This is a genomic window from Citrobacter sp. Cb041, assembly GCF_030336655.1.
GTDB classification, from domain to species: Bacteria; Pseudomonadota; Gammaproteobacteria; order Enterobacterales; family Enterobacteriaceae; genus Citrobacter; species Citrobacter braakii.
The window spans coordinates 130,277-154,486 of the sequence record NZ_JAOWDD010000043.1 but is presented as its reverse complement, the minus strand read 5'-3'; the positions used below and the strand labels follow the sequence as shown (position 1 = coordinate 154,486).

The window sequence follows — 24,210 nt, the reverse complement described above, 5'->3', positions numbered from 1 at the left end:
CTCACCAGGTTGGTTCACGGTAAAGACGACTTTTCGTCGAATAAAAAAGGAAATACAGCATCAATTCCTTTTGTGCCAAACAGTCCGGTCACCTGCTTGCGCTGCCCCGGCGTCAGCAGTTTGAACATCATATCCCAGATCTCTTTCGGTTCCGCTTCCTGTACGCAACGGCTCTCTAAGGCCAGCACCTTTTCAGTTTCTTTCAGGTAAGGACGGAGATACAAAGGGAAAATGGAGATATGAAACTCCTCAGCCTTTGATTTAACACGTTTGCGCTTCACGCCCTCTTTGCCTTCACTGTACATGTTTAAACGGGAACGAACCGCAGGCGCGCTTCCTGGAAACCCCGGCAATTCAAGACATTCCTTTACCGTGAACCACTCTTTTGCCATTAGTTTCTTTCCTTTCTGCCTGTGGAATAAAAAATATTTTTTCTTTTCCGCGAAATTTCAGTTTTATTCTGGCAATATTCCAGTGACAAAAAAGAAAGTTACATTCTTTTGTTTCTCTGGTTTATACCCTGAAAAATATCGGCGCCGATAACACATTTCCTTAGGATTACAGAATGGAACACAAAAGCCAAGACTGGCATCGTGCAGATATTAAAAGTGCACTGGAAAAAAAAGGAATCACGCTCAGAGATCTTTCTCGTGCGGCTGGATTATCACCCGATTCACTGCGCAATGTATTTACCCGAAGCTGGCCCAGAGCGGAACAGATCATTGCGCAGGCGCTCGAAACCTCGCCAGACGTGATTTGGCCGTCACGCTATCCACGCCAGCAGCCAGAGGATAAAACAAGTAATACTGAATATTAAATAGATCACTCGTAATTTATCGAGCATATAAATTAATAAATATCCCAGCTTAATATATTGAGAATATTAATAGCACTATTTGCCATTTCCAATTGCGTAAATACTGTTAAAGCATCACGTAATTGCTATTACGTATGTTATTAACAGGAGTCGTTATGAGTTGGGATAAAAAGGTGGCGGTCAATTACGCCAAATCGCACGCGAGTTCACATTCACAAGGGCGCTGTGCGGAATATACCCGCAAAGCTGTTCAGGCAGGCGGCGTTACTCTTGGGCGCACATACCATGCCAAAGATTATGGTCCGATGCTGAAAAACGCCGGTTTCAGCGCCATTGGCGCGCTTGAAGAGCCGCGCGAAGGGGATGTCATCATCATTCAACCTTATGCTAATGGAAACCCGAGCGGTCACATGGCGATATATGACGGTCATGACTGGTATTCCGACTTCAAACAGCGAGACATGTGGGCCGGTCCAGGTTATCGGACCGCAAAGCCGTCATACACCATTTACAGGAAGAAGTAATGAAAGCCTTTCCACTGATTGTTCTCATCCTGCTGATTTGTGGCTGTACCCCTTCTCACCGTGACAGCACGCAGGATGTGAAACAGTTCTATCTTTCGTGGATGAAGAACTACACTCAGGATCCGGATGCGCCCCGCGAAACATCAGCATTACTGCAACGCTATGTCGCCAAAGAGGTTATCGGGCGTCTGGCGCTAATTGATACGCTTTATGAGCAGGAGATCGTGCAAGCGGACTACTTTATGTATGTGCAGGATTACGCACCGGCATGGATCCCGCTGTTGCGGGTTGGACAGGCGCAGCCATTCCTCGGCGGTGAAAAACTGAACCTGCAGTTAGGCACTGAGTCAGCCCCTATTCAACTGGAGGTATATACCCGTTGGGAGGAAGGACAGTGGAAAATTTATCGTGTCCGGGACGCGGGTCGTCATTACGAGCAGCCCATTTACAATGCCGGAGAGATTACGCGAGCCAGAGCATGGTCCGCTGAGATCGCGCCGGAATACGAAAAAATGCCGAAGTAAACACGGTAAAAAGGGAGCCTGTCGGCTCCCTTTTTTCGTATTCAAGCGGAGACTTACGCCTTCAGCTTACGCATAACCAGCGTAGCGTTGGTGCCGCCAAAGCCGAAGCTGTTGGACATCACGGTGGTCAGCGCCTGCTCGGTCGGTTTGGTCACGATGTTCAGACCTGCCGCCTGCTCATCCAGCTCTTCAATGTTGATGCTTGGCGCGATAAAGCCATGTTCCAGCATCAGCAGAGAGTAGATAGCTTCCTGCACGCCAGCCGCGCCCAGTGAGTGACCGGTCATCGCTTTGGTTGCGGAGATTGCCGGGCTGTTGTTGCCAAACACTTCGCGGATTGCGCCCAGTTCTTTCACGTCGCCTACCGGAGTCGAGGTACCGTGAGAGTTCAGGTAGTCGATCGGCGTGTCTACACCGTGCATCGCCATCTGCATGCAACGTACTGCGCCTTCGCCAGACGGAGCAACCATGTCTGCGCCATCGGACGTTGCGCCGTAACCGACGATTTCCGCATAGATGTGCGCACCACGTGCCAGAGCGTGCTCCAGTTCTTCAACCACGACCATACCGCCGCCGCCAGCAATAACGAAACCGTCGCGGTTTGCGTCATAGGTACGGGAAGCTTTTGACGGATCGTCGTTGTATTTGGTCGACAGCGCGCCCATGGCATCGAATTCACACGCCATTTCCCAGCACAGCTCTTCGCCGCCGCCAGCAAAAACGATATCCTGTTTGCCCAACTGAATTTGTTCTACCGCGTTGCCGATGCAGTGCGCAGATGTCGCACAGGCAGAACTGATGGAGTAGTTTACGCCGTGGATTTTGAACGGCGTTGCGAGGCAGGCAGAAACGCCGGACGCCATCGCTTTGGTGACCACATACGGGCCAACCGCTTTCAGACCACGTGGGCTACGCATTGCGTCAGCGCCGAACACCTGAAAACGTGGGGAGCCGCCGCCGGAACCTGCAATCAGGCCAACGCGCGGGTTGTTCTGGTAATCTTCTGCAGCCAGGCCGGCATCAGCCACTGCCTGCTCCATTGATAGGAATGCATAGATGGATGCGTCGCTCATGAAGCGCACTACTTTGCGGTCAATGAGGCCAGTGGTATCCAGTTTTACGTTGCCCCAAACGTGGCTACGCATGCCGGAGTCCTTCAGCTCCTGAGAGAAAGTGATCCCTGAACGTCCTTCACGCAGAGATGCCAGGACTTCCTGCTGGTTATTACCGATGCTGGAAACGATGCCCAAGCCAGTAATCACTGCACGTTTCATTCAATACCTCTGTAAGTCGCACTATTTTAAAGTTTCGAGTGGCACAATAGCGTACACTTGTACGCCGAACAAGTCCGATCAGCCATTTTATGTGGAAATTTGCGCAGCCAGGCACTCATCGCTAAGATCGGGTCACAGCCTGTCAGACGAGTAACTTACGTGAAACAATACGCTATACAACCTGCCAACCTTGAATTCAACGCTGAGGGTACACCTGTTTCCCGAGATTTTGACGATGTCTATTTTTCTAATGATAACGGGCTGGAAGAGACACGTTACGTCTTTCTCGGCGGTAACCATCTCGCACAACGATTCCCTGCGCATTCACGTCCTCTCTTCGTGGTGGCAGAAAGCGGGTTTGGCACCGGACTTAACTTCCTCACGCTCTGGCAGGCATTTGCCGATTTTCGCGATACCCACCCAGAAGCTACCCTGGAAAGATTACATTTCATCAGCTTTGAAAAATATCCGCTGACGCGTGAAGATCTCACCTTAGCCCACCAGCACTGGCCAGAACTTGCCCCGTGGGCCACGGCACTGCAAGAACAATGGCCGCTGCCGCTGGCGGGATGTCATCGCCTGCTGCTTGATGATGGGCGCGTCACGCTGGATCTGTGGTTTGGCGATATTAACGAACTGACCAGTACGCTGGATGACTCTCTGAATCAAAAGGTGGACGCCTGGTTCCTGGACGGTTTCGCACCGGCAAAAAACCCGGATATGTGGACGCCAAAGCTGTTTAACGCGATGGCCCGACTGGCTCGTCCCGGCGGGACGCTGGCAACCTTTACATCGGCAGGCTTTGTACGTCGGGGGTTGCAGGAAGCCGGGTTTACAATGCAAAAATGCAAAGGCTTTGGGCGCAAACGCGAAATGCTCTGTGGCGTGATGGAACAGACTCAGGCGCTCATCTCCTCGGCGCCATGGTTTGCGCGTACGGGAACAGATAAGCGCGAAGCCGCCATTATTGGTGGAGGAATTGCCAGCGCATTGCTGTCACTGGCGTTATTGCGCCGCGGCTGGCAGGTCACGCTGTATTGCGCCGACGATAAACCTGCCGGGGGCGCATCCGGTAATCGCCAGGGGGCGCTCTACCCCCTACTTAGCAAACATGACGCGGCCATTAATCTCTTTTTCCCCACTGCGTTTACCTTCGCCCGTCGACTGTATGACACCCTCCCCGTTGAGTTCGCGCATGACTGGTGCGGCGTGACGCAACTCGCGTGGGATGAGAAAAGCCAGCAAAAAATCACCCAGATGCTGTCCCTTGAACTGCCCGCTGCGCTCGCCGTCGGGGTTGACGCACAGCAGGTTTTACAAACAACAGGTGTGGAAACCGGATGCGGCGGGATTCAGTATCCGGCCGGAGGATGGCTGTACCCGGCGCAGTTAACCGCCGCGGTACTGGACTATGCAACAACCCTGGGATTATGCACCCGCTACCAACATACGCTGGCCTCACTGACTCGCCAGACAGCAAGCTGGCAATTGCAGTTTTCCAGTGGAGAAACCGCCTCTCACGCAGCAGTCGTTCTGGCTAACGGTCATCGCATTAGCGGCTTTGAGCAAACGCAGCCGCTACCGGTGTACTCCGTGGGCGGTCAGGTGAGTCATATTCCCACCACACCTGCACTTTCAGCGTTACGTCAGGTGCTGTGCTATGACGGCTACCTCACGCCGCACAACCCGCAAAATCAGCAGCACTGCATTGGCGCCAGCTATCATCGAGGGAGTGAAGAGACAGCGTATCGCGAGGACGATCAGCAACAAAACCGTCAACGCTTAATCGACTGCTTCCCGAACGCTATGTGGGCAAAAGAGGTAGACGTTAGTGACAATGCCGCCCGCTGCGGGGTACGCTGCGCCACGCGCGATCACATGCCAATGGTCGGCAACGTCGCGGACTATGACGCCACGCTCAGCCAGTACACCACACTTGCTGCAGACAAAGAGCACGCCGTAAGCGCGCCGGTTTATTCCGATTTATTTATGCTGGGCGCGCTGGGATCGCGCGGGCTGTGTACTGCCCCGCTGTGTGCAGAAATTCTGGCTTCGCAAATGAGCAATGAACCGATTCCCATGGATGCCAGCACGCTGGCGGCGCTAAATCCAAATCGTCTGTGGGTCAGGAAGTTATTGAAGGGTAAAGCGGTGAAATAAAAGGATGGCCTGATGACGCTACGCTTATCAGGCCTACAAACACCCCAACAAGGTAGGCCGGATAAGACACCAGAGCGTCGCCATCCGGCACAATTTACCGCAATTATTGTGCAGTAGCCTTCTGGAACAGAGTGTCCCACATTTCTTTCACTAACGCCTGGTCACGCGGCGATAGTTCGCCTGCGCTGATGGCTTTTTCCAGGCTGCTGGTCACATTGGCGTACAATGCCTCAGCGGAATGGTCCTCGCCAGCGTCCAGTTCGGCCACGGCCAGCGTCAGGTGTCCACGCAAATAGCCACTGGCAAACAACTCATCATCGCTGGCGTGCTCTACCATATCGTCGATTAATGCCAGAATGCGTGATTCAAACTCCGCGATCATCTTCTTTCCTCATTGTAAACGTGGCAGCGACTTCAGTTGAGCGCCTCGGGCCACGGGAATTGTTCCGCCTTAAGTTCAGGCGTGTGATAATAATTCTGTAACGCGTTAATGAAGCGCGCCGGACGTTCAGGGATCCCCTTTTCCAGGTACTCCATCACCTGTGCATGAACACGGCGCTGGAATACCACGCGATCCGGTTCAAAGTCCCCTTCAAGGTTGTCGCAACTGACGTTAAACGGGTAGCCCGCCGCCATGCAAAACAGCCAGTCAAACGCCTGCGGCTTCACTTCCACATCTTCAAACTGGCATTGCGTCTTCGCGTCGCGTCCATCCGGACAGTACCAGTAACCGAAGTCGACCAGTTCACGCCGCGCCTTACCGGCGATGCACCAGTGTGAAATTTCGTGTAACGCGCTGGCGTAATAGCCATGCGCAAAAACGATACGGTGATACGGTAATTCCGCATCCGCAGGAAGATAGATCGGTTCGTCATCGCCTTTAATCAGACGGGTATTAAATTCATCGGCAAAGCAGCCGTTAAAAATCTCAATTAACTGTTCGTAGTGATGGGTATTATTCATTAGTTCATCCCCAGCCAGTGGAGAATCTCCTGTCCATGATTATCATAAAGTAGCTTGGCGCTCATCACGGCGGAGACAATGACGATCATTGGCCGAATGAGTTTTTGTCCTTTACTGAGCACCAGCCGTGAGCCCATCCGTGCGCCAATAAACTGGCCAATGAGCATCACAAATCCGGTCGCCCAAATCACTTTGCCGCCGAGGGCAAACAGCAACAGCCCACCGATATTCGATGTGGCATTTAATACTTTGGCGTGGGCCGTCGATTTCGCCAGGTTGTAGCCGCACAGCATGACAAAGGCCAGCGCGTAGAACGACCCCGCAGCCGGACCAAAAAAGCCATCATAAAAGCCGACGCAGCCCCCGGCCACCAGCGCGAAAGGCAACCCATGCAACCGACGCTGTCGGTCCTCCTCCCCCACTTTCGGCATCAACAGAAAGTAAAGGCCAATACAGATAACCAGAACCGGCAGGATCTGGCGCAGAATATCTGACTGCACGTGCTGAACCAACAGCGCGCCGCTCATTGAACCGATAAAAGTCATGAAGATATTGAGCTTCTGATCCGCCAGATTAACCACGCCCCGGCGAATAAAATAGAGGGAGGAAGAGATAGATCCTCCACAGGCCTGCAGCTTATTGGTGGCCAGCGCTTGCGCGGGTGGCATTCCGGCCGCCATCAATGCCGGGATAGTGAGTAAACCACCGCCTCCGGCCAGAGAATCAATAAAACCTGCCAGCATCGCCACGAAAAAAAGCACACCTAACAGCAGTGGCGACACCATAAACAGAGAGGCAAAATGATCCATTAGAGTACATGCTCGTCCAGTAGCGCCTGGCAGGAAGGCGGCAACGGCGGCGGTGTCTTCTTCTCAGGCTTGGTGGTTCCAGGTTTCGGAGGTTCGAACCAGCTTTGCAGCTCCGCGCCGCAGCCGTCACCCGGTGGTGGTAACGGTTGATCTTCGCACTCAAGACTGTCGGCAGGACAACGTAACCGTACGTGCATATGCGCACGATGCTGGAACCATGGCCGCACTTTACGCAACCAGTCCCTGTCGGTCCCTGCATCCAGACAAAGTTGCTGCTTAATCGCCGGATTCACGAAAATACGCGTGACTTCATTATCTTTTGCCGCCAGCCTGATCAGGCTGAAAATCTCCGGCTTCCAGAGTGACGGCACGACACGTTTGCCATCCTGTGAGACCAGATCTAACGCCTGCGGCCGCAGCAGTTGCGACTGGGTCCAGCGGGTTTTCGGCAGTTGCAGGAAAATATCTACATCCAGTCCCGTCTGGTGGCTGGCGTGACCGCCATTGAATCGCCCACCGGCCGGCATGCCCATATCGCCGATTAACACCGTACCCAGCCCCAGATTGTTGGCCTGATTACTCAGACGCTGGATAAACATCACCAGATCCGGATGGCCAAAGTAACGGCGCTGATCGGTGCGCATCACCTGATAGTGTTCTGACTGTACAGGCAGCGTATCTGCGCCAACAATACAGCCATTGGAGAATGCGCCGATAGACTGCGCGCTGCCTGCAACCGGATGGGTAATTTTCTGCCAGGGCGTCGCCGCCAGACAGGCGGTGCTGGCAAACAGAGCCAGCGCCGCAAGTGCCGTTTTTTTCATCTCTTACCAGCGTGGAATATCGGTCTTCACGTCCGCATTTTGCGCCCGCTGACGCAGCAGGTGATCCATCAACACGATCGCCAGCATCGCTTCGGCGATTGGCACGGCGCGGATCCCAACACACGGATCGTGACGACCTTTGGTGATCATTTCGACTTCTTCACCAAAGCGATTAATAGTGCGCCCTGGAACGGTAATGCTCGAGGTCGGTTTCAGCGCCATATGAGCAATGATTTGTTGCCCACTGCTGATCCCACCAAGAATGCCGCCCGCATGATTACTCTGGAAACCTTCTTTGGTGATTTCATCACGGTTCTGGCTGCCGCGCAGTGCAACAACGTCAAAACCGTCGCCAATCTCAACGCCTTTAACGGCGTTAATGCTCATCAGCGCGTGAGCGACATCAGCATCCAGGCGGTCAAATACAGGTTCGCCGAGACCCGCTGGTACGCCGCTTGCAACAACGGTCACCTTCGCCCCGATGGAGTCGCCCTCTTTCTTCAGCCCACGCATCAGTTCGTCCAGCGCTTCGAGTTTATCCGGGTCTGGACAAAAGAACGGGTTAAGTTCCACCTGGGACCAGTCTTTGATCTCCAGCGGAATATCACCCATCTGCGTCAGACAGCCGCGAATTTCAACGCCGAATTTTTCCGCCAGATATTTTTTGGCAATCGCTCCGGCCGCAACGCGCATCGCCGTTTCACGTGCGGATGAGCGTCCGCCGCCACGGTAGTCACGCAGGCCATATTTCTGCTCATAGGTATAGTCGGCGTGTCCTGGACGAAAAACGTCCTTAATCGCGCCGTAATCCTGTGAACGCTGATCGGTATTTTCGATCAACAGGCCAATGCTGGTGCCGGTGGTAACGCCCTCGAACACGCCGGAGAGGATTTTCACCTGATCTGGCTCACGACGCTGCGTAGTGTAGCGCGATGTGCCCGGACGGCGTCTGTCGAGATCGTGCTGCAGGTCAGCTTCTGTCAGAGAAATGCCCGGCGGAACACCATCGACAATACAACCGAGCGCCAGCCCGTGTGATTCACCGAAAGTGGTTACGCGAAAGAGTTGCCCAATTGTGTTTCCTGCCATCACGGCTCCGTTATGAGTGTTGTGTATGTGCGCGTGTATTTAGTCTTTATAAATGCTGAAGTGCTCGCGAGCAGCAACTAACTGCTCTTTGGTCAGCATGAATACACCTTCACCGCCGTTGTCGAACTCCAGCCAGGTGAACGGTACATCCGGGTATTGCTCTATCAGATGTACCATGCTGTTTCCGACTTCACAAATCAGAATACCGTTATCTGACAGGTAGTCCGGAGCGTTACCCAGAATGCGGCGGGTAAGTTTCAGTCCATCACTGCCAGACGCCAGACCCAGCTCAGGTTCATGACGATATTCGTTTGGCAGATCGGACATATCTTCCGCATCGACATACGGCGGATTGGTCACAATCAGGTCATACTGGACTTTCAGCAGATCGCGGAACAGATCGGAACGGATCGGCGTAACATGATGGATCAGGCCGTGCTCTTCAATATTGTGTTCGGTCACCGCCAGCGCGTCGGTGGAAATATCCACCGCATCCACTTCGGCCTCCGGGAAAGCATAGGCGCAGGCAATGGCAATACAGCCGCTGCCGGTACACATATCCAGGATATGCTGCGGCTGCTCATTGATAAGGCCCGCAAAGCGGTTATTAATAAGCTCGCCAATCGGCGAACGTGGCACCAGCACGCGTTCATCAACATAAAACTCATGCCCGCAGAACCAGGCTTTGTTGGTCAAATAAGCGACCGGAATGCGCTCGTTGACGCGGCGAATCACGCGTTCAACAATGCGATGGCGCTCGCTGGAAGTCAGACGCGCGGTACGCATATCTTCTGGAATATCCAGCGGCAGATAAAGTGACGGCAGCACCAGTTGTACGGCCTCGTCCCATGGGTTATCCGTGCCATGGCCATACCAGATGTTCGCCGCGCTAAAACGGCTGACCGCCCAACGCAACATGTCCTGAATGGTATGCAGTTCACTCACTGCTTCATCGACGAAAATTTTATCCACGTATTCCTCCAGGGCATGCTCGTATTAATTTCGGCGGCTAGTTTGCCACGAAGACGGCGATAAATCAGCATTCACACAGGGCCTGAGCGCGAAAATTGCGTTTTAAGCGATCGGATGCCCGCCGAGTCGGGTTAAACTAACGAAAAATAAAAGATGAGACTCTCGAATGAAAAAGAAAACATCGCTCAGCGAGGAGGATCAGACGCTGTTTCGCCAGCTGATGACCGGCACGCGTAAAATTAAACAGGACACCATTGTTCACCGACCGCTACGTAAAAAAATTACCGAGGTTCCGGTTAAAAGGCTGCTGCAGGAACAAGCTGATGCCAGTCACTATTTCTCGGACGAGTTTCAGCCGCTGCTGAATACGGACGGCCCGGTAAGATATCTGCGTGCCGACGTCAGCCATTTCGAACTGAAGAAAATGCGCCGTGGCGATTACTCCCCGGAGCTGTTTCTCGATCTGCACGGGCTGACCCAGCAGCAGGCCAAACAGGAGTTAGGCGCGCTGATTGCCGCCTGTCGTCGCGAGCATGTGTTTTGCGCCTGCGTGATGCATGGCCACGGAAAACATATTCTTAAGCAGCAAACGCCGCTCTGGCTGGCGCAGCATCCGCACGTGATGGCCTTTCATCAAGCGCCAAAAGAGTACGGTGGCGACGCCGCGCTGCTGCTGCTGATTGAAGTGGAAGAGTGGCAACCGCCCGAACTTCCCTGATGCAAAAAAACAGAAAGAGCCGCATTTGCGGCTCTTTGATTTTCCGGATGACGGCTGTGCCTTATCCGATTCCAGGCTTTTTAAATCGCTTTTGCCATTTTCAGGTTACACGGGCTCATCTGCCAGTTAAAAGTACCCTTCCCGCTCTCATCAAGCGTTACGCTGGCAATCGCTGATGTGGTAAACATCGGCGGTGTTTCGCCTGGGCAAAGTTCAGACACCAGATACCCCACTAAAGGTAAGTGAGAGATGACCAGCGCCGTGGCGATACCTTCATTGGCCAGAGCCTGTAAATAGGCGCTGACCAGACCGACATCGCCGCAGGGAGTCAGCTCCGGCAAAACATCCACACCGGTTGGCAGGTTCATACACTCCCCCACCACATCCAGCGTTTGTTCGGCTCGTAGGAACGGGCTCACCAGAACACGTTCGATATCCACTTTTTGACCTTTCAGCCAGTTCGCCATCAGGCGAGATTCGTCACAACCACAGGAGGTTAAGGGACGAACCGAATCACTGGCGGCATCGAGGGCTGCGTCGCCGTGACGCATGATAAAAACTTGCATAGTGCACCGCTTTTGTTAACCAGAATCACCGACACCTTTATCCACAGCCCCTATTGACCGTGGTAACGATGTGGTGGCCGGCATTGTGCCTTATCCATTCACCGAATGAAACGCTGTTTTTTACCTCAACGGCGTAAGTATAGTCAATCTCTGTTTACATTTTGAGCGCGACCCATACATTCAGTGCGGATTCATCCTACCTTTGACCTCATGAATTCAGGTCAGTTTCCCCATTACTCCAGAATCTTTCACCGCGTTCCGCCATCTGCAATAACTGCTCACACGGCGTAAACTGCGAGCCGTATTGCGTGGTCAGTCGTTGCAGAGCAGCAACCACTTCACCCGCGCCGAGCGAATCCATATACCGGAACGGGCCGCCGAGGAAGGGCGGAAAACCAATACCAAATACAGCGCCGATATCGCCATCACGCGCGCTGCGGATAATCTTCTCATCAAAACAGCGTGCTGCTTCATTGAGCATTAACATGACGCACCGCTCGGCGATCTGCGCGGCGGTGAGTCGGCCCTGACCCTGGACGCCAATAAGCGTATAAATTGCAGGGTCGACCTGTTTTTTGCTTTTACGCCCTTTCGCTCCATAAAGATAGAAACCCCGACCATTTTTTCTACCTTTGCGATCGTCATTCAAAATTGAAGCAACAACATTTGCAGGCGCGCTAAAACGTTCTCCATATGCAGCCTCAAGCACTGGTATAATTTTAGTGCCCGTATCAATTCCGACCTCATCCAAAAGTTGGATTGGCCCGACCGGAAAACCAAACTTAACCAGCGCGGCGTCAATGGCTTCAACCCGCTCGCCTTCGGTCAGCATACGAATAGCTTCGTTAATGTATGGCGCTAAAATGCGGTTAACATAAAATCCGGCCTTATCTCTGACCACTATCGGCGTTTTGCCCTGCTTTTTCGCCAGTTTAACGGTTGTGGCAATTGTCTGCTCAGAGGTCGTGGCATGCGGGATAACCTCGACCAGCGGCATTTTTTCCACCGGGCTAAAGAAGTGCAAACCAATTACTTGTTGAGGCCTGGCAGCATTCGCCGCAATATCGCCAATCGGCAAAGATGAGGTGTTAGAGGCAAAAATGGTATGAGATGCGCAATTTTGCTCAACTTCTGCCACCATCTGTTGTTTTAACGCCAGATCTTCAAATACGGCTTCAATAACCAGGTCGCGATGAGCGAAGCCACGGTAATCGGTTGATCCCGAAATCAGCGCCAGCTGTTTATCACGCTCGCTGGCTTTGATATGACGGCGGCGAACCTTCGTTTCAAGCTGATCCCAGCTGTACTTCAGCGCGTGGTTGATTCCCTTGGCATTTATATCTTTGATACGCACTGGCAAGCCGCCTTTACAGGCCGTCACATAGGCAATACCGCCCCCCATCAGACCGCCGCCCAAAATGCCTACACTGTTTAGCGGGCCGGGCTTCACATCACTTCCGGGATCCTTTTTCACATCGGTGTTGGCAAAAAAGATGTGCCGCAGCGCCTGAGACTGAGATGTCATCGCCAGTTCGCCAAACGCGCGGGCTTCGGCGTCGTAACCGCTGCTGCTGCCTTGCGCCAGGCCGGTTTCGATGACCTCAAGGATACGTTCTGTTGCAGGGTAGTTGCCCTGCGTTTTTTGCGCCGTCTTTTTACTGGCCATGCGGAATAACAGCGCCCGCCCCAGCGGCCCCGCTAGCACACGCTCTCGCACCGGCAGAGTTCGGTGTGCGGGACTGTCCTTTTTGGCCAGTTCTACGGCCGCTTCCAGCAAAATGGTATGCGGTACAACTTCATCCACTAAACCCACTTTCAGCGCCTGTTTTGCGCGTAGTTGTTTTCCGGTGAGGATCATATCCAGCGCGGTACTGACGCCAATCAGACGGGGCAACCGCTGGGTACCGCCAGAGCCGGGCAGCAGACCAAGCTGCACTTCCGGTAAACCCAGTACGGTTTTAGCATCATCGGTACAAATACGATTGTGGCACGCCAGCGCCATCTCAAGGCCACCGCCGAGACAGGCGCCATGAATTGCGGCGATAACGGGGATCGGCAAGGCGTTTATTTCCGCCATAATCTGCTGCCCCTGGCGTGCCAGCGTTTCAGCTTCCTGCGCGCTGCGACAGCGACCAATCATGTTGATATCCGCCCCGGCAATGAAATTATCGGGTTTCGCCGAAATGAACACCACGCCGCGTAATGCTTTGTTATCGCGAATTTGTTTCAGAATGACCCGAACCTGGGAGGCAAATTCCGCCTTCAGGGTATTCATTTTCTCTCCGGGCACATCAATGGTGACAACAGCGACGTTATCCAGACGTACGTTTAGTGTAAAAGCCGATGTCATTTCCATTATTCCGCCTCCAGAACCATTGCCGCACCCAGACCACCTGCTGCACAGGCTGTCACTAAACCAAAACCACCACCACGACGTCGTAACTCATGGAGAGTTTGGGTGATCATGCGAGCACCGGTGGCGGCGAAGGGGTGTCCATAGGCAATCGATCCGCCCAGCACGTTAAATTTACTGTCATCGACCTCGCCCGTGGCATGCGCCCTGCCCAGCACTTCGCGGGCAAAACGTTCGCTACCCAGCAGTTGAAGATTCGCCAGCGTTTGTGCGGCAAATGCTTCATGCATATCGATCAGGGTTAAATCAGCCATGGTCAGACCCGCTCTCTCCAGGGCAAGCGGCGTTGACCACGCCGGCCCCAACAGCATGTCCTGCCAGACATCGATGGCGGTAAAGGCAAAACTACGCAGGTATCCCAGCGGCACCAGCCCCAACTCTTTCGCACGCGATTCCGTCATCATAATCACGGCGGCTGCGCCGTCCGTTAGCGGGGTACTGTTCGCCGCGGTAACGGTGCCGTGCTTTCGGTCAAAGGCCGGACGCAGTTTGGCGTAATCGGCCAGCGTAGAGTTGCCGCGAATATTGTTATCTTCTGAAAAAGGATCTTTGAAAGGTGGCGCGTAGGTGGTCATCACCTCATCTGCCAGTTTTCCTTCAGACCACGCCTGAGCGGCGCGCTGATGAGAACGGTGCGCCAGGGCATCCTGTTGCTCTCGCGTAATCCCATAAGTTTTGGCCATTTGCTCGGCCGTATCCCCCATGCGTAAACCGGTGGAATACTCGGCGACGGCTGGCGGTACGGGCATCAGGTCACGTAAGCGCAGTCGGGAGAAAAGTTTAAGACGCTGACCGGTGGTCCGGGCCTTATTGACATCCACCAGCACCCGCGCCAACTTTTTGCTAACGCCAATAGGCAGAACTGACGAGGAGTCCGCACCGCCGGCAATTCCTGCGCGAATAGTCCCCGCCATCAGGCTTTCCGCGACATTCGCCACCGCCTGGAAACTGGTGGCGCAGGCTCGGCTTACGCTGTAGGCATCGGTGTGCACATTCATCCCGGTTCCCAGCACGATTTCACGAGCAATATTTGGGGCTTCGGGCATTTGCACCACTTGGCCAAAGACCAGTTGCTCAATCACATCAGCAGAAATTTCGCTGCGCGCCAGCAGCTCGCCAACGACCATTTTCCCCAAATCTACGGCGGGAATGCCATGAAACGCGGTTGCCTGGCGGGCAAATGGCGTACGCAATCCGCTTACGATGGCGATGCGATCGCCCTGGCGGGTAACCAGCGGTAAAGCCTGACTCATAACACTCCCCTGTAAAAAATAAAAATAAGTGGTCTGACCTGATCACAGTCTTAACCAATTTTTTACATTTAGCCAAGCAGGGAGAAAAGAAAGTGGGAGCTAAGACACAGTGAATAATCACTGACAGTGACGAAAAAGCCCTTGCTACTGGGTAACAAGGGCTTTTAAAGAAGGGATTAACGCAGACCCAGTTGGAAGATCAGCGTTTCAGCTTCACAGGCAAAAACAAAGTCGATATCCAGACGCACACCTTCAGACTCTTCAGTAAAGGTCGAGGTGATTTGGCAAGGCTCAGATTCCACGCCACGCGCCTTCTCAGTCAGAGCGGCCAGCGTTTCTTCTGCCTCTGCACGATTCGCGAACACACGGCTGTATGACGCGGTGCAATCGGAGTTGTCCATGATGGTGCCAACATCCATACAGCAGCAAACCGGGGTTTCATCAGCACTGCATTTACTCATTGTAGATTTCCTCTGTATTCGCACCTGTGGTGCCAGATAAACGATGGGGATATTTTACGCTCCCATTATTCGCCTCTCCAGTCGTTAATTGTATGAAATGGGATAAGTGACCGAAATCACACTTAAAAATGATCTAAAACAAAAATCACCCAAACAGGTGAGTGTGCATACCCGCAATTTTGCCAGCTGGATCGCGTTTCCGAGAACAGAATTGAAAATATTTATAAACATACTTGCAACATTTCAGCTGGTCAGACCTATACTCTCGGCACTGGTCTGATTTCTAAGTTGTACCTCAGACCCTACACTTCGCGCTCCTGTTACGGTATGTAACATTGTTTGTATAAAAATAAATCAATGAGGTTATGGTCATGAGCCAGAAAACCCTGTTTACAAAGTCTGCTCTCGCAGTCGCAGTGGCAATTATCTCCACACAGGCCTGGTCTGCAGGCTTTCAGTTAAACGAATTTTCTTCCTCTGGCCTTGGCCGGGCATATTCGGGTGAAGGCGCTATTGCAGATGATGCAGGTAACGCCAGTCGTAACCCGGCGCTGATTATGATGTTTGACCGCCCTACTTTTTCAGCGGGTGCGGTGTATATCGATCCAGACGTGAATATTTCCGGTAAATCGCCATACACCGGACGCAGCACCGATGCGGACAACATCGCGCCTACGGCGTGGGTTCCCAATGCTCACTTCGTAATGCCGATCAACGAACAGTTTGGTTGGGGGGCTTCTGTCACGTCAAACTATGGCCTGGCAACCGAATTTAACGACAACTACATCGTCGGCGAATACGGCGGGAAGACCGATCTTAAAACGGTCAACCTGAACCTGAGCGGTGCCTACCGTCTGAATGATAGCTGGAGCTTTGGCGTTGGTTTTAATGCCGTCTATGCCGATGCAAAAATTGAGCGTTATTCCGGTGAACAAACTGCTGCATTGCCAAAAGTCAGCCAGAAAATTGCCAGCCTGAAAGGTGACGAATGGGGTTACGGCTGGAACGCCGGTATTTTGTACGAGCTGGATAAAAATAACCGCTACGGTTTAACGTATCGTTCTGAAGTCAAAATCGACTTCGATGGCGATTACAAGAGCGGCATCCGCACCCAGGCCAACGCGTTACCTGGCGCGGGCACGGCGTTCCCTTGGGGAACCACCAACGCCACTGTCCCAGGTTCTCTGACGCTTAACCTACCGGAAATGTGGGAACTGTCGGGTTACAACCGCGTTGCACCACAGTGGGCTATTCACTACAGCATGGCTTACACCAGTTGGAGTCAGTTCCAGGAACTGAAAGCAACCGGCACCAACGGGCAGACACTGTTCTATAAAGAAGAAGGCTTCAAAGATTCTTACCGCATCGCGCTGGGTACGACTTATTACATGGATAAAAGCTGGACCTTCCGTACCGGTATCGCCTATGACGATAGCCCGGTTCCTGCGAGCAAGCGTTCCATCTCCATTCCAGACCAGGACCGTCTGTGGCTGAGTGCGGGTACCACTTACGCCTTCAATGATGACGCGTCCATTGACGTAGGCGTTTCTTATATGCACGGCCAGAAAGTGACCGTCAAAGAAGGCCCGTATACTTTCGATTCTGAAGGTAAAGCCTGGCTGTTCGGTACCAACTTCAACTACGCATTCTGATTTTCTTCAGATATAAAAAAGGTGAGCTTTTTAGCTCACCTTTTTATTTTCATCCTTCCTTACTCGGAATCGATCTCTTTTAAATCGTCCTGAATATCTTTCGCGTTCGGGTTTTCTTCTGGTTTGAGTTTCCCACCGTTCGCAATAAAGTCATGACGCTGGAAGTAAGCTTCTCGCACCATGATGTAAGGGTCGGAAGACTGACGCAGCAGACCGTCGGAATCAAGCAGTTGCGCGCGGGTTTCAATCCCTTCAACCGTCCATTTACCTATCGACAACGGCCAGGTCAGCCAGGACAGTACCGGATACAGCGTATCCACCATGTCGCCGCCATCATCACGCAGCGTGAAGCTGCCGTAGAATGGAAGCTGCATATACGGTCCATAACCAACGTCATAGTGGCCTAACGTACTACCAAAACGGTGTGGTTCAACGCGCTGTAACTTCGGATTAGCCATACCCGCCACGTCGATAAATCCGCCCATACCTAACAGGGTGTTCAGGAAGAAACGGGTGAAGTGCACCATACCCTGATAGGGGTCGCCTTGCAGGAAGTAGTTGACCATAACGGCCGGCTCTTCAAGGTTGCCGGTAAAATTGCTCAAACCGTTACGCGCCGGCTGCGGGACATAATCACGCCAGGCAACTGCCACCGGTCGAACAACGTATGGATCTAAAACATTAAAGTTGAAGTTGTACATGGTGCGGTTGAACCCTTCGAATGGGTCCGAACGCCCCTGCTGTTCAGTACCAGAGCTCGCACACCCCACCAAAAGTGTGGTTCCCAGCGCAAGCGCCGACAGGCGAAGCTTCATAAGTGTCTCCCTGTGTATTATGGCTATCGCTGATTGCCATCCATGACGGAACGATGACGTATCCGCCTGTTTAGATGTGAGCGATTGTAACAGCACGTCAAATGATGTCTATATACCCTGTGTTACTGATTTGATCATAGCCTGGTAATGCGTACTCCGCGGCGGCTCTATTCTAGCTACCCCAATAAAAACAAACGTTACCATTTTTGCTATCTCAGACTTTCTCCCGCTGATTTTCGGGCAAAAGCCGCTACGCTTTAGCAATACGTGCTAATTCAGGATTCGGCTATGAATGACATTGAGAACGAAAAGATTGATCGGCACAGCGACGAACTTCAGGTCGACAGTGACGAAAAGCTAGAGGGTAAAAAGATTGAGGTCGATGAGGACAGACTCCCCTCCCGCGCCATGGCGATCCATGAACATATCCGCCAGGATGGGGAGAAAGAAATGGAGCGCGACGCGATGGCGCTACTGTGGTCAGCCATCGCTGCGGGACTGTCGATGGGCGCCTCGCTACTGGCTAAAGGAATTTTTCATGTGCAACTGGAAGGTGTGCCTGGGGGATTTTTGCTGGAGAACCTCGGTTATACCTTCGGCTTTATAATTGTCATTATGGCCCGCCAGCAACTGTTTACCGAAAATACCGTCACCGCCGTCCTGCCGGTAATGCAAAACCCTACGCTCGGCAATTTTGGCCTGCTGATGCGCCTGTGGAGTGTGGTTCTGCTAGGTAATATTATTGGCACCGGGGTTGCGGCATGGGCGTTTGAGCATATGCCGATTTTTGATGAAGAAACCCGCGATGCTTTTGTCAAAATCGGCATGGATGTGATGAAAAACACGCCAACGGAGATGTTTTCCAACGCCATCATTTCCGGCTGGTTAATTGCCACAATGGTATGGATGTTTCCCGCCGCCGGTGCGGCAAAGATTGTGGTTATTATTCTGATGACCTGGCTGATTGCGCTGGGCGATACCACGCACATCGTCGTCGGTTCGGTGGAAATTCTCTATCTGGTCTTTAATGGTACGCTGCACTGGAGTGATTTCTTCTGGCCCTTTGCTCTCCCTACGCTCGCCGGGAATATCTGTGGCGGGACGTTTATCTTCGCGCTGATGAGCCACGCGCAGATCCGCAATGATATGAGCAATAAACGCAAAGAAGAAGCCAGGTTACAAGCCAGGCGGGATGAGCAAAAGCAGAAAAACCAGAAAAAACAGGCTTGAATGGTGACGGTTTGAGCAGTTGGGCGGCCTGAGGCTTACCGTTGTGAGTAAAAAACGCTATACTCGTGCCGCTTCGTCCCCTTAGTTAAATGGATATAACGAGCCCCTCCTAAGGGCTAGTTGCAGGTTCGATTCCTGCAGGGGACACTTTTAATTAAATGCATCCGGCTAAATCCTTTCATTTACCTGTCAGTTCATCCCTAAGCCAGGCGATAAAACGGCACATTCCTCACCGTTGCAGTAAGATTGTCGGACACCATTGTCTGCTCAGTAGCTATCCGCATCCCTGATTTTCTCAGCCTCAGTACGTCAGCAGCAATACGTTGGCTACCAAACCAGAAAAGCCCGTCCAAAGCAGTGACATCAAGGCCTGATTCCAGTGCCAGCTTCAGACGCTCACGCGGTGCTTTCACCGTTTTAGCAATTTGCTGATATGGCGCTTCGCTTGAACCTGCACGATTAATGCGTCGAATACGATGCGACAGGCGGTACTGAAATTCATCCGGTATCCCGCCGAGACTCGCTTTCAGGCTGTAAACACAACCAAAGCGTTTACCGTTAAAGATTACGTTTTTCTGACTAAGTTGCAGCTCTTCACGAACGCTGGCAATCAGTTGCGGGGTACGGAGTAATAACAAACGGAAAGGCAGCTCAAAGCTGGTCACATAGTCCACATTCAATAAAGCAATACGCAAACGCTCTTCCGGACCCGCCTTCATTTCCCGACATTCAGCAATAACATCAGCCCACTGGCCAGCCAGACGGGAACTTTCAGTCGCCTCAGTAAAGCTGTATTTTTCAGTCTGATAATCAATACGTTCGGTCACTCGGAATTCCCTTCTGGCCACATCTCGGTATTGGTTGCTCACTTTACCAGCGACAGACTGCAACCGGAAGCCTGCAGGTATGGTCAGTGGAATGATAGAAACTTCTGCGGAAACGCTTCATTTTTTGATAAATCAATCATTAAAAATATATTTTGACTAAAATCAATTAACCAAAATTATGATTATTGAAGTATAGCCATGATTAATCTTTAGCCAGTTTGTCAGGAATAAGTTCTCCATAAACAGGCTGATTAATACCGGTAATGAGAAACATTATCGGAAATGATTCATCACTCAGAAAAAAGGAATTTATTCATATGATCAGAATCAAGACCAGTATCGCTACTTTGACCCTTTGTACCTTACTGACAGCTCCCGCATGGGGAGACGCGCAATCACCGATAAGGCTGGTGATCCATGGTGGTGCCGGTACCATTACAAAAGATACCATCACACCAGAACAGGAAAAGCAGTATACAGAAAAACTCACTGAAGCTCTGAATGCAGGTTATGCGGTTCTGAATAAAGGCGGTAGCAGCCTGGAAGCCGTTCAGAAAGCGATTAATGTGATGGAAGATTCTCCTCTCTTCAATGCAGGTAAAGGTGCCGTGTTTACCCACGATGGCCGCAATGAACTGGATGCGTCCATTATGGATGGGAAAACTCGAAAAGCCGGTGCCGTTGCCGGTGTAACCACGGTTAAAAACCCAATTAATGCGGCGTATGCCGTTATGACTCAAAGCCCGCACGTTCTCATGGTCTCGACAGGCGCGGATACCTTTGCAAAAGAACAGGGACTCGCAACCGTTGATCCTGCTTATTTCAAAACAGATTTTCGCTGGCAGCAATTACAGAATGCAATCAAAAAAGAAAAAGTGCTCCTTGATCACGATGGAAAGAGCGCTGCCCTGTTCGCTGACCCAATGATGTATGACTATAAATATGGCACTGTCGGCGCTGTTGCTCTGGATAAAGACGGTAATCTCGCTGCCGGAACATCTACAGGCGGAATGACCAACAAACGTTACGGACGTGTGGGGGATTCACCTATTATTGGCGCAGGAAATTATGCCGACAATGAAACCGTGGCGGTATCCGCAACCGGCTCAGGAGAAATGTTTATCCGCACGCTGACCGCGTATAACATTGCAGCCCAGGTGAAATACCGCAATACCCCTTTAAAAGACGCAGCGCAGAATGCTCTGGATGAAGTTAAGGCGCTGAATGGCAGCGGTGGAGTAATTGTGCTTGATAAAGCCGGTAATTACACCATGTCCTTCAACTCTGAAGGTATGTACCGGGGAACCATAGGCGATGACGGAAAACCCGTTGTAGCAATTTATCGTTAATACTATTTCCCCGCCAGGGGATGAACCGACCCGGTATGTTGTCCGGGTCGGTTAAACGGCGTCAGGTCAGACAACAAAACGATTGACCAGATCCTTCATGGTGACAGACAGATTGTCCAGGCGCTGGCTGTCGCTTGCGGCCTGAGAAACCAACGCCGCGTTTTGCTGCGTGACCTGCTCCATAGGTCGCAGTGCCAGGTTAATCTGAGTTACCCCTTGCGATTGTTCCGTCGCTACACGAGCGATATCCGCAATATATTGCTTCATGCTGGTGGTATTGTCCGCCGCGGCTTCTAGCGCGGTAGCGGACGCCGTAACCCGCTCAACACCCTCACTAATTTTTACCATATTCTGCGCGACCAGCTCGCGGATCTGATTAGCTTCTTTGGCACAACGCTGCGAAAGATTCCGCACTTCACTGGCGACAACCGCAAACCCCCTGCCCATCTCTCCTGCCCGTGCAGCTTCCACTGCCGCATTCAGCGCCAGCAAGTTAGTCTGAAACGAAATATCGTCTATCGAGGTCACAATATTCGAGATTTTCTCACTGGAAGAGCGAATATCCCCCATGCTTTGATTTGCCGCACTGGCGACGTTACTGGCCTGGCGGACCTCTTTTTCCAGCCTGATTGTCAGATGCTCCGCTTCGCGGGCATTGTCCGCCGTTTGCGTAATCGTCGTGGAGAACTGTTCCATACTAGCCACCGCTTGTACTATTGATGCTGCCTGTTCATCCGTGCGTTGGGCCAGGTCCTGATTACCCGCCGTAATACTGCTGCTGGCATCGGATAAAACCACGGAGCCTTGTTTAATCTCCTGGACGATATGCTGAATACTTTCCAGCATCGTGTTATAGGCGCGATTAAGTGAGGAAAGCTCATCTTTCCCCGGGGTCGCCAATCGTTGAGTCAGATCGCCGTTCATACCCGCAATCTTGCGGAGCGTGTCGCTAAATTGACGATGCATATTGATAGCGATTGCCCCTGCGAACGCCAATGATGCCAGGAGCGCTAACAAGCTGACAATCATATATATTTGCCAGTTTTTTCGTGCATCCTGCGCGAGTTTTTCCGCATTCGCTAACAGAAGATTCGCCGTCACATCTTCTATCTGCCGCATCACTTCAATACGCTGGGTTTGAACCTTGAACCAGACAGTAGGATCGACATCAAATCCACCTTTCGCGGCATGACTAAACGCGGTTTCGCGTAATGAGAGGGCTTTTGACGCTTCTGTGGACTGTAAGCGGCTTTCCAGCATGGCCGCCTGTTCCGGTGGGCTCAGACGCAACGATTGTGCCAGCCAGACGTTCTGTTTACTGACGACATCACTGAGTTGATGTAACTGCCCCTCGGCGAAATGACCGGAGGAAAAGATATTTGACAGCAGCGCGCGTTCAATACCTGCTTGTTCTTTCAAATTCAGCAAATTGTAGTAGGCGGCGAATGCGTTCGCCATCTCGCCTGAATCCGTCAACTGTCCCAACCTGCCCACAAAACTCAGCACATCAGCAATGACATTAGTATAAAACTTAACGACATCAGAGGCCGGAAGCCCCAATCGCGTGACGTTTTCCCGGATGGTGGCGAGCGACAGAATGTTTTTCTTAAACGTGGTGACAGAATTGGCGGCATCCCCTTCGGGTAATGCAGTATCGGACAGTGAACGCACAAAGACCTCGATCTCGCGATCGGTTAAAGCCCGCTGTGCGGTTAACTCATCTTTGAACGTCTTCCCTTCAGCCCCCAGAAATCCGACGCTCATTCCCCGTTCTTTTTGCAGCTCATGCACCACATTTCCGGCACTACGCGCGAGCGCTGTCAGTTGAGCAATATTTTCCATTTGCCGTTCTGTCTCAATGCGCGTCAATATTCCTGAACCAGCAAACCAACATAACGCCAATAATAGTGGTTGTAGCGCGATTATTAACTTCATTTTCATCGGCATTCGATAAACCCACCACATGCCACTTCCCTCCATTGTCCATATTTTCATTATGGTTATCGGCGCAATGAGGCTGCACTTTAAATTTGATCAAGAGACAACTGATTGTTTTTTAGATTAAATACCTGCCAAAATAACTCTATTTGATTATGATAATCAGGATAAATCACTGGAATATTTATATTTATGATATCTATTCTCAAGTTAGTTAAATCATTTAGCATATTATTTCTTATTAAAAAACGGGTTAACTATCAACACGATTCGGAAAGGGAGTAAGACACAGAACGGTGACGCCTACTGGAGATAACCGTCGTGGCACGGCCATTTTCTGGCATCCCGCCGAACGTTAAGGTTATAATCCTGACAACGATTTTATTGGATTAGAAGCGACGATGACAAAACTTACCCTACAAGAACAGATGCTTAAGGCAGGTCTGGTCAGCAGCAAAAAAATGGCCAAAGTGCAAAGAACGGCGAAGAAATCGCGCGTTCAGGCTCGCGAAGCCAGAGAAGCGGTTGAAGAGAATAAAAAAGCGCAAATTGAGCGCGACAAGCAGCTCAGCGAACAGCAGAAACAGGCCGCACTGTCTAAAGAATATAAAGCCCAGATCAAGCAACTGATTGAAATGAATAAAATCACCATTACCCGTGGCGATATTGGTTACAACTTTACAGATAATAACCTGATCAAAAAAGTCTATGTTGATAAGGTGACTCAGTCTCAGCTGATCAAGGGCCGTCTGGCCATTGCCCGACTGACGGCTGAAAGCGGCAACGATAGCGAATACGCCATTATCCCGGCTGTCGTCGCCGACAAGATTGCGCAGCGCGATGCAAGTTATATTGTTTTAAATTGCGAGCTGAGCCAGGAAGCGAAGGACGAAGACGATCCGTATGCTGATTTTGTCATCCCTGATGATTTGATGTGGTAAGAAAAACAACCAGATAATCACCTGGACTTCCGTTGCCTATTTCGGTGAACGCCAACGCCGCCACCGAAATACTCTCGACGTCCCTTCTACC

At 51.8% G+C, this 24,210-nt stretch carries 24 protein-coding genes and 1 tRNA gene; 10 read left to right on the top strand and 15 right to left on the bottom strand.

Annotation, left to right across the window (positions count from 1 at the left end; all coding sequences use genetic code 11):
• Positions 1-14 precede the first annotated feature (14 nt).
• Positions 15-392 (bottom strand): MerR family transcriptional regulator, encoded by a 378-nt coding sequence (locus OGV52_RS21585; RefSeq protein ID WP_287109133.1) that lies wholly within the window; start codon positions 390-392, stop codon positions 15-17.
• Between the two features lie 173 nt (positions 393-565).
• Between OGV52_RS21585 and OGV52_RS21580 the strand changes: the two genes are divergently transcribed.
• The 3 genes from OGV52_RS21580 to OGV52_RS21570 all read left to right on the top strand — a co-directional run bounded on the left by OGV52_RS21580 (position 566) and on the right by OGV52_RS21570 (position 1,865).
• Positions 566-817 (top strand): helix-turn-helix domain-containing protein, encoded by a 252-nt coding sequence (locus OGV52_RS21580; RefSeq protein ID WP_016153867.1) that lies wholly within the window; start codon positions 566-568, stop codon positions 815-817.
• Between the two features lie 155 nt (positions 818-972).
• Complete coding sequence (locus OGV52_RS21575; protein WP_016153868.1) at positions 973-1,341, top strand: NlpC/P60 family protein; 369 nt, start codon at positions 973-975, stop codon at positions 1,339-1,341.
• On the top strand, positions 1,341-1,865 hold the full coding sequence (locus OGV52_RS21570; RefSeq protein ID WP_286455430.1) for a YqhG/Tai3 family protein: 525 nt from the start codon (positions 1,341-1,343) through the stop codon (positions 1,863-1,865). The genes OGV52_RS21575 and OGV52_RS21570 overlap by 1 nt, the downstream gene beginning before the upstream one ends.
• 53 nt (positions 1,866-1,918) lie before the next feature.
• On the opposite strand, the gene fabB is transcribed toward OGV52_RS21570, so the two are convergent.
• Positions 1,919-3,139, bottom strand: coding sequence for a beta-ketoacyl-ACP synthase I (gene fabB, locus OGV52_RS21565; RefSeq protein ID WP_016157055.1), 1,221 nt, complete (start codon positions 3,137-3,139; stop codon positions 1,919-1,921).
• Positions 3,140-3,298: 159 nt separating this feature from the next.
• On the opposite strand from fabB, the gene mnmC reads away from it, so the two are divergent.
• On the top strand, positions 3,299-5,299 hold the full coding sequence (gene mnmC / locus OGV52_RS21560; protein WP_287109132.1) for a bifunctional tRNA (5-methylaminomethyl-2-thiouridine)(34)-methyltransferase MnmC2/FAD-dependent 5-carboxymethylaminomethyl-2-thiouridine(34) oxidoreductase MnmC1: 2,001 nt from the start codon (positions 3,299-3,301) through the stop codon (positions 5,297-5,299).
• A gap of 103 nt (positions 5,300-5,402) precedes the next feature.
• On the opposite strand, the gene OGV52_RS21555 is transcribed toward mnmC, so the two are convergent.
• The 6 genes from OGV52_RS21555 to prmB are packed head-to-tail and all read right to left on the bottom strand — an operon-like array spanning position 5,403 to position 9,956.
• The gene (locus OGV52_RS21555) at positions 5,403-5,681 is read right to left on the bottom strand and encodes a YfcL family protein (protein WP_016157057.1); all 279 of its coding nucleotides are present in this window, start codon (positions 5,679-5,681) and stop codon (positions 5,403-5,405) included.
• 32 nt (positions 5,682-5,713) lie between these two features.
• Complete coding sequence (locus OGV52_RS21550; RefSeq protein ID WP_016153873.1) at positions 5,714-6,262, bottom strand: elongation factor P hydroxylase; 549 nt, start codon at positions 6,260-6,262, stop codon at positions 5,714-5,716.
• Entirely contained in the window at positions 6,262-7,071 is an 810-nt protein-coding gene (locus tag OGV52_RS21545) for a sulfite exporter TauE/SafE family protein (protein ID WP_016153874.1), read from the bottom strand. The genes OGV52_RS21550 and OGV52_RS21545 overlap by 1 nt, the downstream gene beginning before the upstream one ends.
• The gene (gene mepA, locus OGV52_RS21540; RefSeq protein WP_016153875.1) at positions 7,071-7,895 is read right to left on the bottom strand and encodes a penicillin-insensitive murein endopeptidase; all 825 of its coding nucleotides are present in this window, start codon (positions 7,893-7,895) and stop codon (positions 7,071-7,073) included. Before mepA ends, OGV52_RS21545 begins: the two co-directional genes overlap by 1 nt.
• Before the next feature lie 3 nt (positions 7,896-7,898).
• Positions 7,899-8,984, bottom strand: a complete 1,086-nt coding sequence (gene aroC, locus OGV52_RS21535) for a chorismate synthase (protein ID WP_153690176.1) — start codon at positions 8,982-8,984, stop codon at positions 7,899-7,901.
• 39 nt (positions 8,985-9,023) lie between these two features.
• A complete protein-coding gene (prmB, locus tag OGV52_RS21530) occupies positions 9,024-9,956 on the bottom strand; it encodes a 50S ribosomal protein L3 N(5)-glutamine methyltransferase (RefSeq protein WP_016157058.1) in 933 nt (310 codons plus the stop codon).
• A 166-nt stretch (positions 9,957-10,122) separates the two neighbouring features.
• Between prmB and smrB the strand changes: the two genes are divergently transcribed.
• The gene (gene smrB, locus OGV52_RS21525) at positions 10,123-10,674 is read left to right on the top strand and encodes an endonuclease SmrB (RefSeq protein ID WP_016157059.1); all 552 of its coding nucleotides are present in this window, start codon (positions 10,123-10,125) and stop codon (positions 10,672-10,674) included.
• 80 nt (positions 10,675-10,754) lie between these two features.
• Here smrB and sixA read toward each other — a convergent pair whose 3' ends face one another.
• From sixA to OGV52_RS21505, 4 genes are all read right to left on the bottom strand, one after another.
• Positions 10,755-11,240, bottom strand: a complete 486-nt coding sequence (gene sixA / locus OGV52_RS21520) for a phosphohistidine phosphatase SixA (RefSeq protein ID WP_003028179.1) — start codon at positions 11,238-11,240, stop codon at positions 10,755-10,757.
• Between the two features lie 208 nt (positions 11,241-11,448).
• Positions 11,449-13,596 (bottom strand): fatty acid oxidation complex subunit alpha FadJ, encoded by a 2,148-nt coding sequence (gene fadJ, locus OGV52_RS21515; RefSeq protein WP_287109131.1) that lies wholly within the window; start codon positions 13,594-13,596, stop codon positions 11,449-11,451.
• Positions 13,596-14,906: an acetyl-CoA C-acyltransferase FadI gene (gene fadI, locus OGV52_RS21510; protein ID WP_016153879.1), complete on the bottom strand. Its 1,311-nt coding sequence runs from the start codon at positions 14,904-14,906 to the stop codon at positions 13,596-13,598. Before fadI ends, fadJ begins: the two co-directional genes overlap by 1 nt.
• 176 nt (positions 14,907-15,082) lie before the next feature.
• Entirely contained in the window at positions 15,083-15,367 is a 285-nt protein-coding gene (locus tag OGV52_RS21505) for a YfcZ/YiiS family protein (protein WP_003834838.1), read from the bottom strand.
• A 371-nt stretch (positions 15,368-15,738) separates the two neighbouring features.
• On the opposite strand from OGV52_RS21505, the gene fadL reads away from it, so the two are divergent.
• On the top strand, positions 15,739-17,019 hold the full coding sequence (gene fadL, locus OGV52_RS21500) for a long-chain fatty acid transporter FadL (protein ID WP_016157062.1): 1,281 nt from the start codon (positions 15,739-15,741) through the stop codon (positions 17,017-17,019).
• Between the two features lie 59 nt (positions 17,020-17,078).
• Here the strand turns inward: fadL and mlaA are convergent, their stop codons facing one another.
• Positions 17,079-17,834: a phospholipid-binding lipoprotein MlaA gene (gene mlaA / locus OGV52_RS21495; RefSeq protein ID WP_003028190.1), complete on the bottom strand. Its 756-nt coding sequence runs from the start codon at positions 17,832-17,834 to the stop codon at positions 17,079-17,081.
• 288 nt (positions 17,835-18,122) lie between these two features.
• Between mlaA and OGV52_RS21490 the strand changes: the two genes are divergently transcribed.
• A complete protein-coding gene (locus OGV52_RS21490) occupies positions 18,123-19,064 on the top strand; it encodes a formate/nitrite transporter family protein (RefSeq protein ID WP_047416338.1) in 942 nt (313 codons plus the stop codon).
• A gap of 75 nt (positions 19,065-19,139) precedes the next feature.
• A tRNA-Arg gene (locus tag OGV52_RS21485) sits at positions 19,140-19,211 on the top strand.
• A 53-nt stretch (positions 19,212-19,264) separates the two neighbouring features.
• On the opposite strand, the gene OGV52_RS21480 is transcribed toward OGV52_RS21485, so the two are convergent.
• A complete protein-coding gene (locus OGV52_RS21480) occupies positions 19,265-19,891 on the bottom strand; it encodes an ECs1377 family protein (RefSeq protein ID WP_053389554.1) in 627 nt (208 codons plus the stop codon).
• A 317-nt stretch (positions 19,892-20,208) separates the two neighbouring features.
• Between OGV52_RS21480 and OGV52_RS21475 the strand changes: the two genes are divergently transcribed.
• Positions 20,209-21,240 (top strand): isoaspartyl peptidase/L-asparaginase family protein, encoded by a 1,032-nt coding sequence (locus tag OGV52_RS21475; protein WP_019077319.1) that lies wholly within the window; start codon positions 20,209-20,211, stop codon positions 21,238-21,240.
• 66 nt (positions 21,241-21,306) lie between these two features.
• On the opposite strand, the gene OGV52_RS21470 is transcribed toward OGV52_RS21475, so the two are convergent.
• Positions 21,307-23,205, bottom strand: a complete 1,899-nt coding sequence (locus tag OGV52_RS21470; RefSeq protein ID WP_287109130.1) for a methyl-accepting chemotaxis protein — start codon at positions 23,203-23,205, stop codon at positions 21,307-21,309.
• A gap of 374 nt (positions 23,206-23,579) precedes the next feature.
• On the opposite strand from OGV52_RS21470, the gene OGV52_RS21465 reads away from it, so the two are divergent.
• Positions 23,580-24,119: a DUF2058 domain-containing protein gene (locus tag OGV52_RS21465; protein ID WP_016153886.1), complete on the top strand. Its 540-nt coding sequence runs from the start codon at positions 23,580-23,582 to the stop codon at positions 24,117-24,119.
• The last annotated feature ends 91 nt before the right edge of the window (positions 24,120-24,210 follow it).